The sequence below is a fragment of the Streptomyces sp. NPDC046925 genome, from assembly GCF_040644915.1.
Taxonomy (GTDB): Bacteria; Actinomycetota; Actinomycetes; order Streptomycetales; family Streptomycetaceae; genus Streptomyces.
Genome location: NZ_JBEYWZ010000012.1, coordinates 207,755 through 224,666, shown reverse-complemented (window position 1 = coordinate 224,666; position 16,912 = coordinate 207,755). Strand labels below are relative to the sequence as shown.

The window sequence follows — 16,912 nt, the reverse complement described above, 5'->3', positions numbered from 1 at the left end:
GAACGCCCCGGAAAGCACGTCAGCGGATCGGCCGGTGGACGTTCTCCCTGGTGCTCGCGCCCGGTGTCGCGTCCGCGATCCAGGGGCCTTCGCCGCTGGGGTCGACGACGCCGGATTCCAGCCAGGTGTACGTGCCGGTCAGGACGCCCTTGACCACCTTGCGGTCGATGTCGTCCGTGTTGGTCCACAGGCGGTCGAAGAGTTCGTCGACGCGGATGCGGGACTGGCGGCAGAAGGTGTCGGCCAGCTGATAGGCCTCGCGGCCGTGGTCCTCCGTCGTCCGCAGGAGCTCGGCGCGTACGCAGGCCGCGCTCATCGCGAAGAGTTCGGCGCCGATGTCGACCACGCGGCCCAGGAAGCCCTGCTTGGTCTCCATCTTTCCCTGCCAGCGCGACATCGCGTAGAACGTCGAGCGGGCCAGCTTGCGGGCGGTCCGTTCCACGTAGCGCAGGTGCGGGGAGAGGTCCGCGTGGCCGCTGGGGTGGAACTCCGCGTACGAGCGCGGGAGCTGGCCGGGGCCCGTGACCAGTTTCGGCAGCCAGCGGGCGTAGAAGCCGCCCGCCCTCGCGCCCGCCTTCGCCTTGTCGGAGAGCGACTTGTCCGGGTCGATCAGGTCGCCGGCCACCTTCAGGTGCGCGTCCACGGCCTCGCGCGCGATCAGCAGGTGCATGATCTCCGTCGAGCCCTCGAAGATGCGGTTGATGCGCAGGTCGCGCAGGACCTGTTCCGCCGGGACGGCGCGCTCGCCGCGGGCCGCGAGGGACTCGGCGGTCTCGAAGCCGCGGCCGCCTCGGATCTGCACCAGCTCGTCCGCGATCAGGCAGCCCATCTCTGAGCCGTACAGCTTGGCGAGTGCGGCCTCGATACGGATGTCGTTGCGGTCCTCGTCGGCCATCTGGGAGGAGAGGTCCAGTACGGCTTCCAGGGCGAAGGTCGTCGCCGCGATGAACGAGATCTTCGCGCCGACCGCCTCGTGGAGCGCGACCGGCTTGCCCCACTGCTCCCGTGCGCCCGACCACTCGCGGGCGATCTTCAGACACCACTTGCCCGCGCCGACGCACATCGCGGGCAGCGAGAGACGGCCGGTGTTGAGGGTCGTCAGGGCGATCTTCAGGCCCGCGCCCTCCGGTCCGATGCGGTGCGCGGCGGGGACGCGGACCTGGTGGAAGCGGGTCACGCCGTTCTCCAGGCCGCGCAGGCCCATGAAGGCGTTGCGGTTCTCGACGGTGATGCCCTGCGCCGCGGCCTCCACGACGAAGGCCGTGATGCCGCCCTTGTGGCCCTCGGACTTCGGTACCCGGGCCATGACGACCAGGAGGTCGGCGACGACGCCGTTCGTGGTCCACAGCTTCACGCCGTCCAGGACGTAGTCGTCGCCGTCGGGCACCGCCATGGTCGCCAGGCGCGCCGGGTCGGAGCCGACGTCCGGCTCGGTCAGCAGGAACGCGCTGATGTCCGTACGGGCGCAGCGCGGCAGAAACTCGTCCTTCTGCTCCTGTGTGCCGAACTGCTTGAGCGGCTGGGGTACGCCGATCGACTGGTGGGCGGAGAGCAGCGCGCCGATGGAGGGGTTGGCCGAACCGACGAGGGCCAGCGCCTTGTTGTAGTACACCTGCGTGAGGCCGAGACCGCCGTACTTCCTGTCGATCTTCATGCCGAGCGCGCCGAGTTCCTTGAGGCCGTTGATCACCTCGTCGGGGATCTTCGCCTCGCGCTCGATGCGGGCCGAGTCGATCTTCGTCTCGCAGAAGTCCCGGAGCTTGGCCAGGAACTCCTCGCCGCGCCGCGCGTCCTCGTCGGCGGGCAGGGGGTGCGGGTGGATCAGGTCGAGACGGAAGCGGCCGAGGAAGAGTTCCTTGGCGAAGCTGGGCTTGCGCCAGTCCTGTTCGCGGGCGGCCTCCGCCACCTGCCTGGCCTCGCGTTCACTGACGGACGCCCCGGAAGGGGGTGTGGTTGGTGCGGGCATTGAGGAGCTCACCTCGCCGCGAACTGGGGCCGGTCGGCTCCGTTTGACCCGATCTCGACCCGGTCGGTTACTGACTGGTGCTACTCGATCGTATGGATCGTATGTACCCGATTCGTCCGGAGCCCACCAGTCTTCGCGCAGCGTTCGGCGCATCGCGTCCCCGGACACGGAGAACGGCCGGAGCCCCCGCACAGTGGGCTCCGGCCGTCCGGTTCGAGAGCTGACCTACAGGTCGAGGCCCGTCATGACCATGACCCGCTCGTAGGTGTAGTCGTCCATCGCGAAGCGGACGCCCTCGCGGCCCACGCCGGACTGCTTGACGCCGCCGTACGGCATCTGGTCGGCGCGGTAGGAGGGTGCGTCGCCGATGACCACGCCGCCGACCTCCAGGGCGCGGTGCGCGCGGAAGGCGGTCTGCAGGTCGTGCGTGAAGACGCCCGCCTGGAGGCCGTACTTGGAGTCGTTGACGGCGGCGAACGCCTCCGCCTCGCCGTCCACCTTCTTGATCGTGAGGACCGGGCCGAAGACCTCCTCGACGGCGATCGTCACCTCGCCCGGTACGTCGGCGAGCACGGTCGGCGCGTACGAGGCGCCGTCCCGCTTGCCGCCCGCGAGCAGCTGGGCGCCCGCCTGTACGGCCTCGTCGACCCAGGACTCCACGCGCTTGGCGGCGTCCTCGTTGACCAGCGGGCCGACGTCGGTCTGCGGGTCGGACGGGTCGCCGGTGTTCTGTGCCTCGATGGCGGCGAGCACGCGCGGCACGAGCCGGTCGTACACGGAGGCGTCGGCGATGACGCGCTGCACCGAGATGCAGGACTGGCCGCCCTGGTAGTTGGAGAACGTCGCGATGCGCGCGGCGGCCCAGTCCAGGTCCTCGTCGGAGGAGAAGTCGGACAGGACGACGGCGGCGCCGTTTCCGCCCAGCTCCAGGGTGCAGTGCTTGCGCGGGACCGAGTCCAGGATCGCGTAGCCGACCTTCTCCGAGCCCGTGAAGGAGATGACGGGAAGGCGCTCGTCCTGGACGAGGGCGGGCATCTTCTCGTTGGCGACCGGAAGGATCGACCAGGACCCGGCGGGCAGCTCGGTCTCGGCGAGCAGTTCACCGATGAGCAGACCGGAGAGCGGGGTCGCGGGCGCCGGCTTGAGGATGATCGGCGTGCCGGACGCGATGGCCGGGGCGATCTTGTGGGCGCAGAGGTTCAGCGGGAAGTTGAACGGCGCGATGCCGAGGACGACACCCTTCGAGAAGCGGCGGGTGAAGGCGAGCCGCCCCTGGCCGCCTGCGTCGGTGTCCAGGCGCTGGGCCTCGCCGCCGTTGAACCGGCGGGCCTCCTCCGAGGCGAACCGGAAGACGGAGACGGCCCGGCCGACCTCGCCGCGGGCCCACTTGATCGGCTTGCCGTTCTCCGCGGAGATGAGCTGGGCGATCTCTTCCGTGCGCTCGACGAGCCTGCGACTCACGTGGTCGAGAGCGGCGGCCCGCACGTGCGCCGGGGTCGCGGCAAACTCGTCGCGCACGGCGTACGCGGCGGCGACCGCCTCCTCGACCTGGGCGTCGGTCGGGACCGCCGCCTTGCCGACGAGCCGCCCGTCCCAGGGCGAAGTGACGTCGAGGGTGGTCTCACCGGTGGTCTGGCGACCGGCGAGCCAGAAGGCGTGGATGGAAGTCATGTCGATTCCCGGCCCTTCCGCGAAGGTGTGTCTTGGGGGGTACGTTCCCCACCGTAGGGGCGGTAAGGGTGCGGGACGTTTGTCCGACTCGGAGTACTGCTCCGCGGGGTCGCGCCTCTTTGGCAGGGGCGCAATTCGCCCGCACTCGCTCCGTACCGCTCGATTACTCCGTACCGCTCGACGTCGCCTTCAGGGAGAGCCACAGCTCCATGCGGACGTCCGGGTCGTCCAGGGAGCGGCCGAGGATCTCCTCGACCCTGCGCATGCGGTAGCGCAGGGTGTGGCGGTGGACGCCCAGGTCGGCCGCCGCCGCGTCCCACTGGCCGTGGCGCGAGAGCCAGGCGCGCAGCGATGCGATCAGGTCGCCGCGGCCCGTGGCGTCGTGTTCGAACAGGGCGCGCAGCAGCCCGTCGGCGAAGGCGCGCACCGCGTCGTCGGCGAGCAGCGGCAGGACGGAGCCCGCCGCGAGGTCCTCGTGCTCGACCATCGCGCGGCCCCGGCGCCGGGCGATGGAGAGCGCCTGGTCGGCCTGTTTGTAGGCGGTGGCCGCGGCGATCGGGCCCGCGGGCGCGGAGAGGCCGAGGAGGAGGGCCGCCCCGTCGCCCGCGGCACCCTCGGGCACCTCGGAACGCCCCGCCTCCAGCGTCTGCGCGTACGCCACGCATGCCGCCGCGCCCGCGCCGCCGTCCACGACGAGCAGCACGAGCCGCTCGCCGTAGGGGACGACGAGAAGGGCCTCACCGGCGCGGGCTGCGGCGGACTCGACGGTGTCCGTGAGCGCGGCGAAGGGGTCGCCGTCCTCCGGGGTCGCGGAGGCCGGGACTTCCGCCACCACCAGGCGGAACGGCGCGTCGAGCAGGCTGCCGTACAACTCCCCCGCCACCGTGCGGGCGTGGTCCGGCTCTCCGGCGAGCAGCATCCGCAGGACGGCGGAGCCGACCCTGGCCTCGGCGGCCTGCAGCGAGCGATTGCGCTCCGTGGTGAGGGTGAGGAGCGCTATGGCGGAGTGCAGTGCGTACCGCTCGGCGGTGCCGAGGGTGGATGCCGTGCCGACGGCGAGCGCGGCGCGCGGCCGCCGGCCCGTGCCGATCGAGTGCAGTTCCACCCGGTCCTCGGCGCCCGCGACGACCGCGCTCGCGGGCGCGGCCCGGTCGCGAAGGCGTTCGACGTCGGAGACGAGCCGGGCGGCGCGCCGCGAGGCCCACTCGGGGGCCGTGGCAACGACGGCGCCGGACGCGTCGTACAGCGCGGCCCAGCCGTCCACCTGCGCGGCGAGTGCGCCGAGCAGTCCCTCGGGGCCGTCGCTCAGCGCCTGCTTGGTCAGCTCGCGCTGGGCCGCGAAGCCCGCCGTCACCGCGCGGTACTGGTCGGCGGCGATGGCCGCGGACACGGCCTTGCTGATGGCGAGGAACGGCGTGCGCCGCGGCACCTCCAGGAGCGGAAGCCCTTCGTCGGCGGCGGCGTCGACCAGGGCCTCGGGAATGTCCTTGTAGTGCACGCCGACCGCGAACCCGAGCCCGACGACCCCCGCCGCCGCGAGCCGCTTCACGTAGCGGCGCATGGCTTCCGGATCCTCCGCGTCCAGCTTGAGCGCGGTGATCATCAGGAGCTCGCCGCCCTCCATGTAGGGCACGGGGTCGGTGAGCTCACTGGCGTGCGCCCAGCGCACGGGCGCGTCCAGATGTTCCTCACCCGCGCGCACGGTGAGCTTCAGCGCGGAGTGATGGACGAGGGAGGCGAGCGTGGGCGGCATGGGACCTTCAGGTCGGGTCAGCAGGTCAGGGCGGCAATGCAGGCAGCGGCGGTAAGGCACGCGTGCCGGTCGGCCATTGAATCCCGGACGAGATGTGGATCTTTTGGCCGGTACGTATGAACGACCTGTGCCGATTCTGCCTCACCGTACGGTGCGTACGGGACCGAATACTCCGTACGCATATCCATCCGCGGCCCCTGCGGTTACCCCCGGAGATCCACGAGCAGCGGCGGCGCGTGCTCACCGCGGACATCCGTCAACGAGAGCACCGCGTGCCCCGCGGGCACTCCGTGCGCCAGTTCGGAGGCTGACCATCGCTCGCGCTCGACCTGGCGGACGGTGACGGCGTCCCTCGTCACGGCCTTGCCCGTGACGAGTTTGCGCAAGGCGTGCAGGGCGCGCGTCATCGGCTGGTCGGCGAAGACGGCGTGCTGGGCGACCTCGCGGGTCTCGATCCACGAGGTGCCCCACGCCTCCGCGAAGCGTCTGCCGTCCCATGTGGTGACGCCGGAGAACGCCATACGGCAGCCGACGGTGGCGTACAGCGGCCCCTGGAGTGCCTCGGGTACGTCACTGACGGTACGCAGGGCGAGGACCACCCCGGCGTTGACGGACCGCAGACGCTGGATTCCCTGGATCGTCTCGTCGGTCACCGTGCGGGTGGCGTCGTCGAGGACCAGGCAGACGAAGTGCTCGCGGTCGCCGCGGCTGTGCACCACGGAGTTGAACTGGGCCAGGACGAGACGCGTGATCAGCCGCGAAGCCTCGCCGTGGCCGCGCTCGGGCAGGTCGATGCGTACGCGCATGGGGTGATGCATCACCGCGCGCAGGGAGAACGGGCTGTCGCTCCCGGAGTCGAAGAACTCGGCGAAGGCGGGGCGGTCGAGGAGCGCGAGCCGGTCGGCGAGGGCCGGTCCCGGATCGGCGGCACTGCCCTGCTGGCGGACCCGCGCGTCGAGTTCGCGGCGCATCACGGCGTGCTCGTCGGACCGCAGGGCGTCGCGCAACCCCGACAGGGCCGAGGGCACTCCTTCGAGCAGTTCGCGCAGGGCGGGCACCGAGGGGAAACGGCCGTACGCCGCCCAGTAGGGGCCGAGCACCTGGGCCAGCGTCGTCGCCGCGCGGCGGCTGTCGACGGCGGCGAGGTCGCCGACAAGCCCCTCGGCCAGGAAGGACGCGGCCTCGTCGGGGTCCGATGTGCCCGCGTAGAGGTCGAGGTCGTGCACGGAGGCGGGGTCGCCGATCTTGACGACGACGTCATAGCCGTCGTCACCGCCGAGCGGCGTACCGGCCGCGCAGACCGCGACGACCGCGCACTGGCCGGTGAGCGCCTGCAGGGAAAGGGACTCCACGACCGGGCGGACAAGCCGCTCGGTCTTGCCCGCACCGGACGGGCCGACCGCCAGGAGCGAGGTGCCGAGGGCGGCGGACTCCAGGGCGATGCCCGCGCCGCGGCTGCCGGCGGGGTTGCGCTCCTCGGGCACGCACCGGCCGATGCGGACCTGCCCGACCAGCAGGTCGTGGGTCGCGGCGCGGGAGGGCAGGTCACGGGCTCCGGAGGGGTGCGTCCAGGCGGCCCCGGCCTGCCGCAGCACCGTGTCGTCGAAGGCGTCGCGCAGCGCGGGGTTCCCGTCCGCCGTGCTCCACATCCGGCGCACCCGCACGCAGTCGACGTCGTTCATCTGCCCGCTCTGGACCGCGACGGACAGCACGTCGGCTGCCTTGTCCCGGCCCGCTCCCCTGAGCTCGGGCCACTGGGCCCGCGTCGCCACGGGCGCGGGCTGCCGGGGAGGCCGTGGCGCCTGGCCGTTCTTGGCGGGCCGGGGGCGGGCGAGCCAGGTGCGCAGGAAGCCCGCCCAGTCCCCCAGTTTCGCGAACGGCCAGAGGACCGCCGCGGTGATCAGCACATAGAGGCCGTACGTGACGATCTCGTTCTGGAAGATCGTGTACCCGCCCGAGAACAGCGCCGTCAGGGACCAGACGGCGGTGGCGACCGGCAGCGGGTCCCAGGAGATCCCGGGAAAAGCCTCCGGCCAGACGAACATCAGCACGATCAGCGCGCCGATGGCCGCGCGCAGGGCGCGGCTGGGCTGTTCCCTGCGCGCGATGACGTGCCGCAGCGCCTCGGCCCAGTTCCCGATGCGGCCGACTCCGTAGACAAGCAGCCCAAAGAAGACGCCGCTGACGGCGGTCAGGGATTCGGAGCCCTGCCACATGTCCCGCCGGGGACTGAGGGTGCCCGGATAGAACCAGTCCGCCTGGACGAAGAGCCTGATGATCGCCCCCTGGTAGGGAATCAGGGCCTGCCGCCACATCGACCAGAGGAAAAGCCCGATCACCAGCGAGATCGTGACCCCGGCCAGCAGGGCCCGGTCCATCCGCCGGCCGCCCCCGTCATCCTCCGGCGGCGGAACGTGACGAAACCGCCAGATGCCGAGTCCCGCCTCGGGCCGTGGCGCGGACAGCCAGTCGGCGACGGCCGACAGCGCACCGGGCGGCCGGCGCGGCACCGGCGGCAGCCCGGCGGGCGCGGGCGGCGGCGGGGCGTGCGCCGGACGCGGCACGGGGGTGGCATGAGTGCCGTGCGCGTCCTGCGTGCCGTCGGAATCCATGATCCTTGCCCCCTGGACTGCCGTTCTCCTGATTCGCGGCTCAATCTAGTGCCCCCACAGGGGGAGTTCATCGAATACGCGCCCGGGACCTGCGAGAACACCCCGCCTCCCACCGGTCGCCCAAAGGGACGAAAGCCGCACCCCGCCCACTCGGCGCTATGTCCACCACGGACAACCGCCACGCCGAACAACTCCCCCGTGGAGCATGCCCGGCCCTGCCCTCCGCCCCTAACCTGCGAAGAAAGCAAGCATTCGAGCGTCCGACTCGCCCCACCCCCAGGAGCACCCCATGACCGCACTTCCGCAGGAGCGCCGCGTCGTCACCGCCATTCCCGGGCCGAAGTCTCAGGAACTGCAGGCCCGCCGTACCGCCACGGTCGCCGGTGGTGTGGGTTCCGTGCTGCCCGTCTTCGCGGCGCGCGCGGGGGGCGGCATCATCGAGGACGTCGACGGCAACCGCTTCATCGACTTCGGCTCCGGCATCGCCGTGACGTCCGTCGGCGCCAGCGCCGAGGCCGTCGTACGCCGTGCGACCGCGCAGCTCGCCGACTTCACGCACACCTGTTTCATGGTCACGCCCTACGAGGGGTACGTCGCCGTCGCCGAGCAGCTCGCCGAGCTGACGCCGGGTGACCACCAGAAGAAGTCCGCGCTCTTCAACTCCGGCGCCGAGGCCGTCGAGAACGCCGTCAAGATCGCCCGTGCGCACACCAAGCGCCAGGCCGTCGTCGTCTTCGACCACGGCTACCACGGCCGTACGAACCTCACGATGGCGCTGACCGCCAAGAACATGCCGTACAAGAACGGCTTCGGTCCGTTCGCGCCCGAGGTCTACCGCGTCCCGGTGGCCTACGGCTACCGCTGGCCCACGGGCGAGGAGAACGCCGGGCCCGAGGCCGCCAAGCAGGCCATCGACATGATCAGCAAGCAGGTCGGCGCGGAGAACGTCGCCGCGATCATCATCGAGCCGGTGCTCGGCGAAGGCGGCTTCATCGAGCCCGCCAAGGGCTTCCTGCCCCAGATCGTGAAGTTCGCCAACGACAACGGCATCGTCTTCGTCGCGGACGAGATCCAGTCCGGCTTCTGCCGCACCGGCCAGTGGTTCGCCTGCGAGGACGAGGGCATCGTCCCCGACCTCATCACCACCGCCAAGGGCATCGCAGGCGGCCTGCCGCTCGCCGCCGTCACGGGCCGCGCCGAGATCATGGACGCCGCGCACTCCGGCGGCCTCGGCGGCACCTACGGCGGCAACCCGGTGGCCTGCGCCGGTGCGCTCGGCGCCATCGAGACGATGAAGGAGCTCGACCTCAACGCCAGGGCGAAGGCCATCGAGGCGACGATGAAGGCCCGCCTGAACGCCATCGCGGAGAAGTACGACATCGTCGGCGACGTCCGCGGCCGTGGCGCGATGATCGCCATCGAGCTGGTCAAGGACCGCGCCACGAAGGAGCCGAACGCCGAGGCGACGGCCGCGCTCGCCAAGGCCTGCCACGCCGAGGGCCTGCTCGTCCTGACCTGCGGCACGTACGGCAACGTCCTGCGCTTCCTGCCGCCGCTGGTCATCGGCGAGGACCTGCTCACCGAGGGTCTCGACATCATCGAGGCCGCGTTCGCGCGCATCTGACGGCATCCGACCGCGTCTGACGGCACCCTTTCGGTACCGCTCACCGGAGCCGGGATCGCCCCGAAAAATGGGGATGATCCCGGCTCCGTATGTGTGGGCACATGCCCCTGACGTGTGCACACCTCGCATGGTGCGAAAGCAGTGACCTGGGGTTACCGTCAGGGCGTGTGAAGAACGTGTGCGGGCCCCATGACGGGTTGCCGTTCCGCCTGTCGGACGGGTCGCCACCTGACGTACGGTTTCTGCAGATGAGAGAAACACCCCGCCCACAGGGGACTGTGGGCGACACCGGGACGGAGCCTCCCCAGCCCCGTCTTGGTCGTGCCCTCGCGCACACACCCGGAGCTTCTGGCTCCGGAACTCCTCACCGATCGGACACCCGCCCGCCCCAAACCCCCCGGGGCGTGCGGAACACCGATCAGGACGGCCGCCTCGGAACTACCCCCCCTGTTCCGGGGCGGCCGACCACTTTCCTCTCCGGCCTCTGCTGCCTCTGTGCGCTTCTCTTCGCGCTCATCACCTGGCAGGTGGCCGCCGACGGCCCCCTCCGCGACGCGGACGAGCGGCTCGGCCCCTGGATCACCGGAAGCCGCCTCCCGGACGGCGCGGCCGAATTCCTCGCCGATCTGGGCGGCGTCGCCGTCGCCGTGCCGGTCCTCGCCCTGGCCATCGCCTACGCGGCTTGGCGCGGCCGCCGGGCAGATGCGTTCCGCTGGTGGCTCGCCCCGGTCGCCGCCGCCGTGGCCATGGCCGCGGTCCCGGTACTCGTGGTCCCGCTGAAGGAAATCATCGGCCGCACCGGCCCGCCCGGCATGGACGGCAGCGGCTACTACCCCTCGGGCCACACCGCCACCGCCATGGTCGCCTACGGCGGGGCGGCGCTGCTCCTGCTTCCGTACCTGCGCTCCACGTACGCACGGCGTGAACTGGTCATCGCCTGCGCCCTGTTGAACTTCGGGGTCGGGCTCGGCCTGGTGCGCCGCGGGTATCACTGGCCGCTGGACGTGGTGGCCAGCTGGTGCCTGTTCGGGATGGTGCTGTACGCGATCACGCTCGTGGTGGCGCGGTACGGACACCGCGCCACCGAGTCGGATCCGGCTCAGCCGAAGTAGCCGTCGAAGTTCTTCGAGAACTCCCCGTTGTTGTGCCGGTCCCAGTTGATCGACCAGGTCATCAGGCCGCGCAGCCCCGGCCAGGTGCCGTGCGTCTTGTACGAGCCGCAGTCGGTGCCCTTGGTCAGGCAGTTCAGGGACTTGTTCACCTCGGCCGTGGAGACGTGGCCGTTGCCCGCGTTCACCGAAGCGGGCATGCCGATGGCCACCTTCTCCGGGGGCAGCGCGGGGAAGACGTTGTTCGTGTCGCCCGCCACCGGGAAGCCGGTGAGCAGCATGTCGGTCATCGCGATGTGGAAGTCCGCGCCGCCCATGGAGTGGTACTGGTTGTCCAGGCCCATGATCGGTCCTGAGTTGTAGTCCTGGACGTGCAGCAGCGTGAGGTCGTCGCGCAGGGCGTGGATGACCGGCAGATAGGCGCCGGCGCGCGGGTCCTGGCCGCCCCACTTGCCCGTTCCGTAGAACTGGTAGCCGAGCTGCACGAAGAAGGTCTCGGGGGCCATCGTGAGCGTGAAGCCGCTGCCGTACTTGGACTTGAGGGTCTTGACGGCCGAGATGAGGTTCACGATCGACGGGGTCTTCGGGTTCTTGAAGTCCGTGTCGTCGGCGTTCAGCGAGAGGGAGTGGCCCTCGAAGTCGATGTCCAGGCCGTCGAGTCCGTACTCGTCGATGATCGCGGAGACCGACGAGACGAAGGTGTCGCGGGCCTGCGTGGTGGTCAGCTGGACCTGGCCGTTCTGGCCGCCGATGGAGATCAGGACCTTCTTGCCCGCCGCCTGTTTGGCCTTGACCGCGGCCTTGAACTCCTCCTTGGACTCGACGCCGGGACACTCGGTCTGCGGACAGAGGCTGAAGCGGATGTCGCCGGACGTGGCCGAGGTCGGCTCGCCGAAGGCGAGGTCGATGATGTCCCAGCTGTCGGGGACGTCCGCGAGCCGCGTGTATCCGGAGCCGTTGGCGAAGCTCGTGTGCAGATAGCCGACCAGGGCGTGGTCGGCCCCGGCCTTCGGCGCGGGGCCCGTCGAGGGGCCCGCCGAGGCCTCGGCGGCGAGCAGGCCGGACGCGGCGAGCGCGCAGGCCGTGGCGGTGGCCACGGTGAGACGTCTCAGGTGACGCGACAGGGAACGGTCCACGACTGCCTCCGGGCATGGGGGGAATGGGAGGGTGGGCCGCTCAATTTGGTCCAGACCAATCAAGTTGTCAAGGTCCCGTCAAGAACTACTCCCCGGGTCCCTCCGGCTGCTCCCGCGGTGCCAGCTGCGCCGCCGCCTCGTGCATCGCGAGTTCGAGCAGCCCCGGATCCGTCAGCGTGCCCGAGCCGTCGGGCGGGACCAGCCAGCGGACGCCGCCCGTGGAACGGCCGGGGTAAGGCACCACGATCCAGGTGCCGTTGCCCGCGCCGCGCACGCCCGTGCCGACCCAGCGGGAGACCGTGCCCGCCGGGACGAAGAAGCCCATGCGGGAGTCGCCGAAGTCGGCGAGCACCGGACCCGGGCGGTCGATGCAGCGGGTCAGTACGTCGAGCGTCGGATAGCCGAGTTCGCCCGGCAGGATCAGTACGTCCCAGAGCCTGCCCGCGGGAAGGAGCGCGACCCCCAGGGGGTTGCGCTCCCACTCCCAGCGGCAGGCGTCCGGGTCCGGCGCCACCGACACGAGCCATTCGACCGCCGGCTTCGCCCCCGCGTCAGCCATGGGGGAACCTCCCTCTTCCTGTGCAACAGCTGTGCCTGTCACAGGTGAGAGGGGGCGGGGGCCGCAGCGTTACGCGGGTTCGGGCAACTTATTGACGAACCGTCGACAGCAGCCGCCCGAACCCGGCGCCGGCACCGGTCAGCTGTCGAAGCCGAGCCCCAGTTTGTCCATCGTCTTCAGCCACAGATTGCGCCTGCCGCCGTTCTCGTCCGCACGGGCCAGGGACCACTTGGTCAGGGCGACGCCCGTCCACGCGAACGGCTCGGGCGGGAACGGCAGCGGCTTCGTGCGCACCATCTCCAGGGACGTACGTTCCGTGCGCTCGCCGGAGAGCAGGTCCAGCATGACGTCGGCGCCGAACCGGGTGGCCCCGACACCGAGCCCGGTGTAGCCCGCCGCATACGCGACGCGCCCCGCGTGAGCCGTGCCGAAGAACGCCGAGAAGCGCGAGCACGTGTCGATCGCGCCGCCCCACGCATGCGTGAACCGGACCCCCTCCAACTGCGGGAAGCAGGTGAAGAAGTGGCCCGCAAGCTTCGCGTACGTCTCGGGGCGGTCGTCGTGCTCGGCGCGCAGCTTGCCGCCGAACGGATAGATCGCGTCGTAGCCGCCCCACAGGATGCGGTTGTCGGCGGAGAGCCGGAAGTAGTGGAACTGGTTGGCGCTGTCCCCCAGGCCCTGGCGGTTCTGCCATCCGATGGCCGCGAGCTGCTCCTCGGTCAGCGGCTCCGTCATCAGGGCGTAGTCGTAGACCGGGACCGTGTACGCGCGCACACGCTTGACCAGCGACGGGAAGATGTTGGTGGCGAGCGCGACCTGGCGGGCGCGGATCCGGCCGTACGGGGTGCGTACGGCCATCCCGGCGCCGGACGAGACGAGTTCGAGCGCGGGCGTGTGTTCGTAGACACGGACGCCCTTCTCCAGGCAGGCGCGCTTGAGGCCCCAGGCCAGCTTCGCCGGGTGGAGCATGGCGACGCCCTCGCGGTCCCAGAGGCCGCCCAGGAAGGTCGGCGAGTCGACCTGCGCGCGCACCGCGTCCGCGTCGAGCATCCGCGCGCCGTCCGCGAGGCCGTGCTCCGCCATCTCCTCGTACGTCTCGCGCAGTTCGGCGAGCTGGTGCGGCTGCGTGGCCACGTCGATCTCGCCGGTGCGCTCGAAGTCGCAGTCGATGGAGTAGCGCTTGACGGCCGCCTCGATCTCGTCGAGGTTGCGGGCGCCGAGCTCCTCCAGCTTCGCGATCTCGCCGGGCCAGCGGGACAGGCCGTTGGAGATGCCGTGCGTGAGGGACGCGGCGCAGAAGCCGCCGTTGCGCCCTGAGGCGGCCCAGCCCGCCTCCCGGCCCTCGACCAGGACGACGTCACGGTCCGGGTCGCGTTCCTTGGCGATCAGCGCGGTCCACAGGCCGCTGTAGCCGCCGCCGACGACCAGGAGGTCGCACTGCTCGTCGGCGGTGAGGGCGGGCTCGGCGCGGGGTTTTCCCGGGTCGTCCAGCCAGTACGAGAGAGGCTGGGCGTCGGAAAGGGAAGTGGTCCAACGGGTCATGGCGCTTGGGGCCATGATTTCCAACTCCTTCAGAATGCGTGCAGGGCTTTATGCCGACTGCTTGTTGCGGCGCTTGGAGACGATCATTCCGCCGAGCACCAGGAGAACGGCGACGAGGAACATCGCCGTGCCGATCACATTGATCTGAACGGGCGTACCGCGCTGTGCCGATCCCCAGACGAACATGGGGAACGTCACGGTCGAGCCCGCGTTGAAATTCGTGATGATGAAATCGTCGAAGGAGAGCGCGAAGGCCAGCAGCGCGCCCGCCGCGATACCCGGTGCGGCGATTGGCAGCGTGACCCGGACGAAGGTCTGCACGGGGCCCGCGTAAAGGTCCTGTGCGGCCTGTTCCAGACGCGGGTCCATGGACATCACGCGCGCCTTGACGGCGGTCACCACGAAACTGAGGCAGAACATGATGTGGGCGATGAGAATCGTCCAGAAACCGAGCTGCGCGCCCATGTTGAGGAAGAGCGTGAGCAGCGACGCGGCCATGACGACCTCGGGCATCGCCATCGGCAGGAAGATCAGCGAGCTGACCGCGCCGCGCGCCCGGAAGCGGTAGCGCACGAGCGCGAAGGCGATCATCGTGCCGAGCACGGTCGCGCCGATCGTCGCCCAGGCCGCGATCTGCAGGCTCAGGCTGAGCGAGCCGCACATGTCGGCGACGCCGCAGGGGTCCTTCCAGGCGTCGAGCGAGAATTCCTGCCAGGCGTAATTGAAGCGCCCCTTCGGCTTGTTGAAGGAGAACACCGTCACGACGACATTGGGGAGCAGCAGATACGCGAGCGTCAGCAGACCCGCGATGACGACGAATTTGCCGCGCAGCCAGCGCAAGAAGGCAGCCATCAGACGAGATCCTCCGTCCCGGACTTACGGATGTAGAAGGTGACCATCACGAGGATCGCCGCCATCAGGATGAAGGAGAGGCCCGCGGCGGTCGGGTAATCCAGAATGCGCAGGAACTGCGTCTGGATGACGTTGCCGACCATGCGGGTGTCGGTGGAGCCGAGCAGATCCGCGTTGACGTAGTCGCCGGCCGCCGGGATGAAGGTGAGCAGCGTTCCGGAGACGACGCCCGGCATGGACAGCGGGAAGGTCACCTTGCGGAAGGTCGTGGACGGCTTCGCGTAGAGGTCGCCCGCCGCCTCGTGCAGCCGGCCGTCGATCCGCTCCAGGGAGGTGTAGAGCGGCAGGATCATGAACGGCAGGAAGTTGTACGTGAGGCCGCAGATCACCGCGAGCGGGGTGGCGAGGACGCGGTCGCCGTCCGTGACGCCGAGCCAGCTGGTGACGTCCAGGACGTGCAGTGTGTTCAGGGCGCCCACGAGGGGGCCGCCGTCCGCGAGGATCGTCTTCCACGCCAGCGTACGGATGAGGAAGCTGGTGAAGAACGGCGCGATGACCAGGACCAGGATGAGGCTCCGCCAGCGGCCCGCACGGAACGCGATCAGATACGCGAGCGGATAGCCGAGCAGCAGACACAGGATCGTGGCGGCACCGGCGTACAGGACCGAGCGCAGGAACTGCGGCCAGTAGTCGCTCAGCGCGTCCCAGTAGGTGGCGAAGTGCCAGGTGACCTTGAAGCCGTCTTCCAGGGAGCCGGTCTGGACGGACGTCGACGCCTGGTAGACCAGGGGCAGCGCGAAGAAGACGACGAGCCACAGGATGCCGGGCAGCAGCAGCCAGTAGGGGACGAGCCGCCCCCGCCTGCGGACTTTGCGCGGCGCCTCGTCCGGCTCTTTCTCCGGGGACGCCTTGGTGAGGGTGGTCGTCATGCGGAGGCGTCCTCCTCGACCGTCTCGACGCCCGCGTCGATGTCCTGGGCCGGGTCGAGGCCGAAGGTGTGGGCCGGGTTCCAGTGCAGGACGACGTCGACGCCGGGGGCCAGGCGGGTGTCGCGCTCGATGTTCTGGGCGTAGACCTCGAACTCGTCGCAGACCGGGGTGCGGACGACGTACTGCGTCGACACTCCGATGAAGCTGCTGTCGGCGATGCGGCCCGTGATGCGGTTGCGCCCCGCGGGGATCTCCCCCGCTTCGTCGGCGTGCGTGAGGGAGACCTTCTCGGGGCGTACGCCCAGGATGACCTTGCCGCCGGTGGTGGTGGGCGCCGTACATCGCCCGGCGGGCAGCGTGAGCTTGCCGTCGCCGGCCTTGAGGGTGAGGTCGTCGCCGCTGCGGCCCGCGATCTCGGCCTCTATGAAGTTCGATGTGCCGAGGAAGTTGGCGACGAAGGTGGTGCGCGGGTTCTCGTAGAGGTCGGCGGGGGCGCCGAGCTGTTCGACGCTGCCCGCGTTCATCACCGCGACCTGGTCGGCCATCGTCATGGCCTCCTCCTGGTCGTGCGTGACGTGGATGAAGGTGATGCCCACCTCGGTCTGGATGCGCTTGAGTTCGAGCTGCATCTGACGGCGCAGCTTGAGGTCGAGGGCGCCGAGCGGCTCGTCGAGGAGCAGCACCTTAGGGTGGTTGATCAGGGCGCGGGCGACGGCGACGCGCTGCTGCTGGCCGCCGGAGAGCTGGTGCGGCTTCTTGCGGGCCTGCTCGCCGAGCTGGACGAGGTCGAGCATCTCGCCGACCTGGCCCTTCACCGACTTGATGCCGCGCCGGCGCAGGCCAAAGGCGACGTTCTCGAAGATGTCGAGGTGCGGGAAGAGCGCGTACGACTGGAAGACCGTGTTGACCGGCCGCTTGTACGGCGGCAGTGCCGTGACGTCCTGCTCGCCCAGGTGCACGGTGCCCGAGCTTGGCTCCTCCAGGCCCGCGATCATGCGGAGCGTGGTGGTCTTGCCACAGCCGGACGCGCCGAGCAGCGCGAAGAAGGAGCCCTGCGGCACGGTGAGGTCGAGGGGGCGCACGGCCGTGAAGGAGCCGTACGTCTTGCTGATCCCGGTGAGGCGGACGTCGCCGCCGTGTTCTGTAGCAGTCGTCATGG

12 protein-coding genes are annotated in these 16,912 nt (G+C 70.4%); 2 read left to right on the top strand and 10 right to left on the bottom strand.

Translation table 11 applies throughout. From position 1 onward, the window contains the following. Window positions 1-19: 19 nt before the first annotated feature. The 4 genes from ABZ906_RS36240 to ABZ906_RS36225 all read right to left on the bottom strand — a co-directional run bounded on the left by ABZ906_RS36240 (window position 20) and on the right by ABZ906_RS36225 (window position 8,002). Window positions 20-1,966, bottom strand: a complete 1,947-nt coding sequence (locus ABZ906_RS36240) for an acyl-CoA dehydrogenase family protein (RefSeq protein ID WP_361390087.1) — start codon at window positions 1,964-1,966, stop codon at window positions 20-22. 225 nt (window positions 1,967-2,191) lie between these two features. Next, entirely contained in the window at window positions 2,192-3,637 is a 1,446-nt protein-coding gene (locus ABZ906_RS36235; RefSeq protein WP_361390085.1) for an aldehyde dehydrogenase family protein, read from the bottom strand. Between the two features lie 163 nt (window positions 3,638-3,800). Further along, on the bottom strand, window positions 3,801-5,390 hold the full coding sequence (locus tag ABZ906_RS36230) for a PucR family transcriptional regulator (protein WP_361193960.1): 1,590 nt from the start codon (window positions 5,388-5,390) through the stop codon (window positions 3,801-3,803). A 203-nt stretch (window positions 5,391-5,593) separates the two neighbouring features. Next, window positions 5,594-8,002, bottom strand: coding sequence for an ATP/GTP-binding protein (locus tag ABZ906_RS36225; RefSeq protein WP_361390083.1), 2,409 nt, complete (start codon window positions 8,000-8,002; stop codon window positions 5,594-5,596). A 289-nt stretch (window positions 8,003-8,291) separates the two neighbouring features. Between ABZ906_RS36225 and gabT the strand changes: the two genes are divergently transcribed. Both gabT and ABZ906_RS36215 read left to right on the top strand, forming a co-directional pair. After that, window positions 8,292-9,626: a 4-aminobutyrate--2-oxoglutarate transaminase gene (gabT, locus tag ABZ906_RS36220; RefSeq protein ID WP_361390081.1), complete on the top strand. Its 1,335-nt coding sequence runs from the start codon at window positions 8,292-8,294 to the stop codon at window positions 9,624-9,626. 404 nt (window positions 9,627-10,030) lie between these two features. After that, window positions 10,031-10,738 (top strand): phosphatase PAP2 family protein, encoded by a 708-nt coding sequence (locus tag ABZ906_RS36215; RefSeq protein WP_361390079.1) that lies wholly within the window; start codon window positions 10,031-10,033, stop codon window positions 10,736-10,738. On the opposite strand, the gene ABZ906_RS36210 is transcribed toward ABZ906_RS36215, so the two are convergent. The 6 genes from ABZ906_RS36210 to ABZ906_RS36185 form a co-directional block, all read right to left on the bottom strand. Next, entirely contained in the window at window positions 10,726-11,871 is a 1,146-nt protein-coding gene (locus tag ABZ906_RS36210) for a chitinase (RefSeq protein WP_361390077.1), read from the bottom strand. The two genes, ABZ906_RS36215 and ABZ906_RS36210, sit on opposite strands and share 13 nt — an antisense overlap. A gap of 85 nt (window positions 11,872-11,956) precedes the next feature. After that, window positions 11,957-12,430, bottom strand: a complete 474-nt coding sequence (locus ABZ906_RS36205; protein ID WP_361193970.1) for a hypothetical protein — start codon at window positions 12,428-12,430, stop codon at window positions 11,957-11,959. 138 nt (window positions 12,431-12,568) lie between these two features. Next, on the bottom strand, window positions 12,569-13,987 hold the full coding sequence (locus tag ABZ906_RS36200) for an FAD-dependent oxidoreductase (protein WP_361390075.1): 1,419 nt from the start codon (window positions 13,985-13,987) through the stop codon (window positions 12,569-12,571). A 33-nt stretch (window positions 13,988-14,020) separates the two neighbouring features. Continuing rightward, window positions 14,021-14,824: an ABC transporter permease gene (locus tag ABZ906_RS36195; protein WP_361390073.1), complete on the bottom strand. Its 804-nt coding sequence runs from the start codon at window positions 14,822-14,824 to the stop codon at window positions 14,021-14,023. After that, window positions 14,824-15,753, bottom strand: coding sequence for an ABC transporter permease (locus tag ABZ906_RS36190; RefSeq protein WP_361390071.1), 930 nt, complete (start codon window positions 15,751-15,753; stop codon window positions 14,824-14,826). Before ABZ906_RS36190 ends, ABZ906_RS36195 begins: the two co-directional genes overlap by 1 nt. Beyond that, the gene (locus tag ABZ906_RS36185; RefSeq protein ID WP_361390069.1) at window positions 15,750-16,910 is read right to left on the bottom strand and encodes an ABC transporter ATP-binding protein; all 1,161 of its coding nucleotides are present in this window, start codon (window positions 16,908-16,910) and stop codon (window positions 15,750-15,752) included. The genes ABZ906_RS36190 and ABZ906_RS36185 overlap by 4 nt, the downstream gene beginning before the upstream one ends. Between the last annotated feature and the right edge of the window lie 2 nt (window positions 16,911-16,912).

Bases quoted from the DNA above. Each gene is read 5' to 3' on its own strand.
- ABZ906_RS36240 (WP_361390087.1), bottom strand. From the start codon at position 1,966: ATGCCCGCACCAACCACACCCCCTTCCGGGGCGTCCGTCAGTGAACGC.
- ABZ906_RS36235 (WP_361390085.1), bottom strand. From the start codon at position 3,637: ATGACTTCCATCCACGCCTTCTGGCTCGCCGGTCGCCAGACCACCGGT.
- ABZ906_RS36230 (WP_361193960.1), bottom strand. From the start codon at position 5,390: ATGCCGCCCACGCTCGCCTCCCTCGTCCATCACTCCGCGCTGAAGCTC.
- ABZ906_RS36225 (WP_361390083.1), bottom strand. From the start codon at position 8,002: ATGGATTCCGACGGCACGCAGGACGCGCACGGCACTCATGCCACCCCC.
- gabT (WP_361390081.1), top strand. From the start codon at position 8,292: ATGACCGCACTTCCGCAGGAGCGCCGCGTCGTCACCGCCATTCCCGGG.
- ABZ906_RS36205 (WP_361193970.1), bottom strand. From the start codon at position 12,430: ATGGCTGACGCGGGGGCGAAGCCGGCGGTCGAATGGCTCGTGTCGGTG.
- ABZ906_RS36200 (WP_361390075.1), bottom strand. From the start codon at position 13,987: ATGGCCCCAAGCGCCATGACCCGTTGGACCACTTCCCTTTCCGACGCC.
- ABZ906_RS36195 (WP_361390073.1), bottom strand. From the start codon at position 14,824: ATGGCTGCCTTCTTGCGCTGGCTGCGCGGCAAATTCGTCGTCATCGCG.
- ABZ906_RS36190 (WP_361390071.1), bottom strand. From the start codon at position 15,753: ATGACGACCACCCTCACCAAGGCGTCCCCGGAGAAAGAGCCGGACGAG.
- ABZ906_RS36185 (WP_361390069.1), bottom strand. From the start codon at position 16,910: ATGACGACTGCTACAGAACACGGCGGCGACGTCCGCCTCACCGGGATC.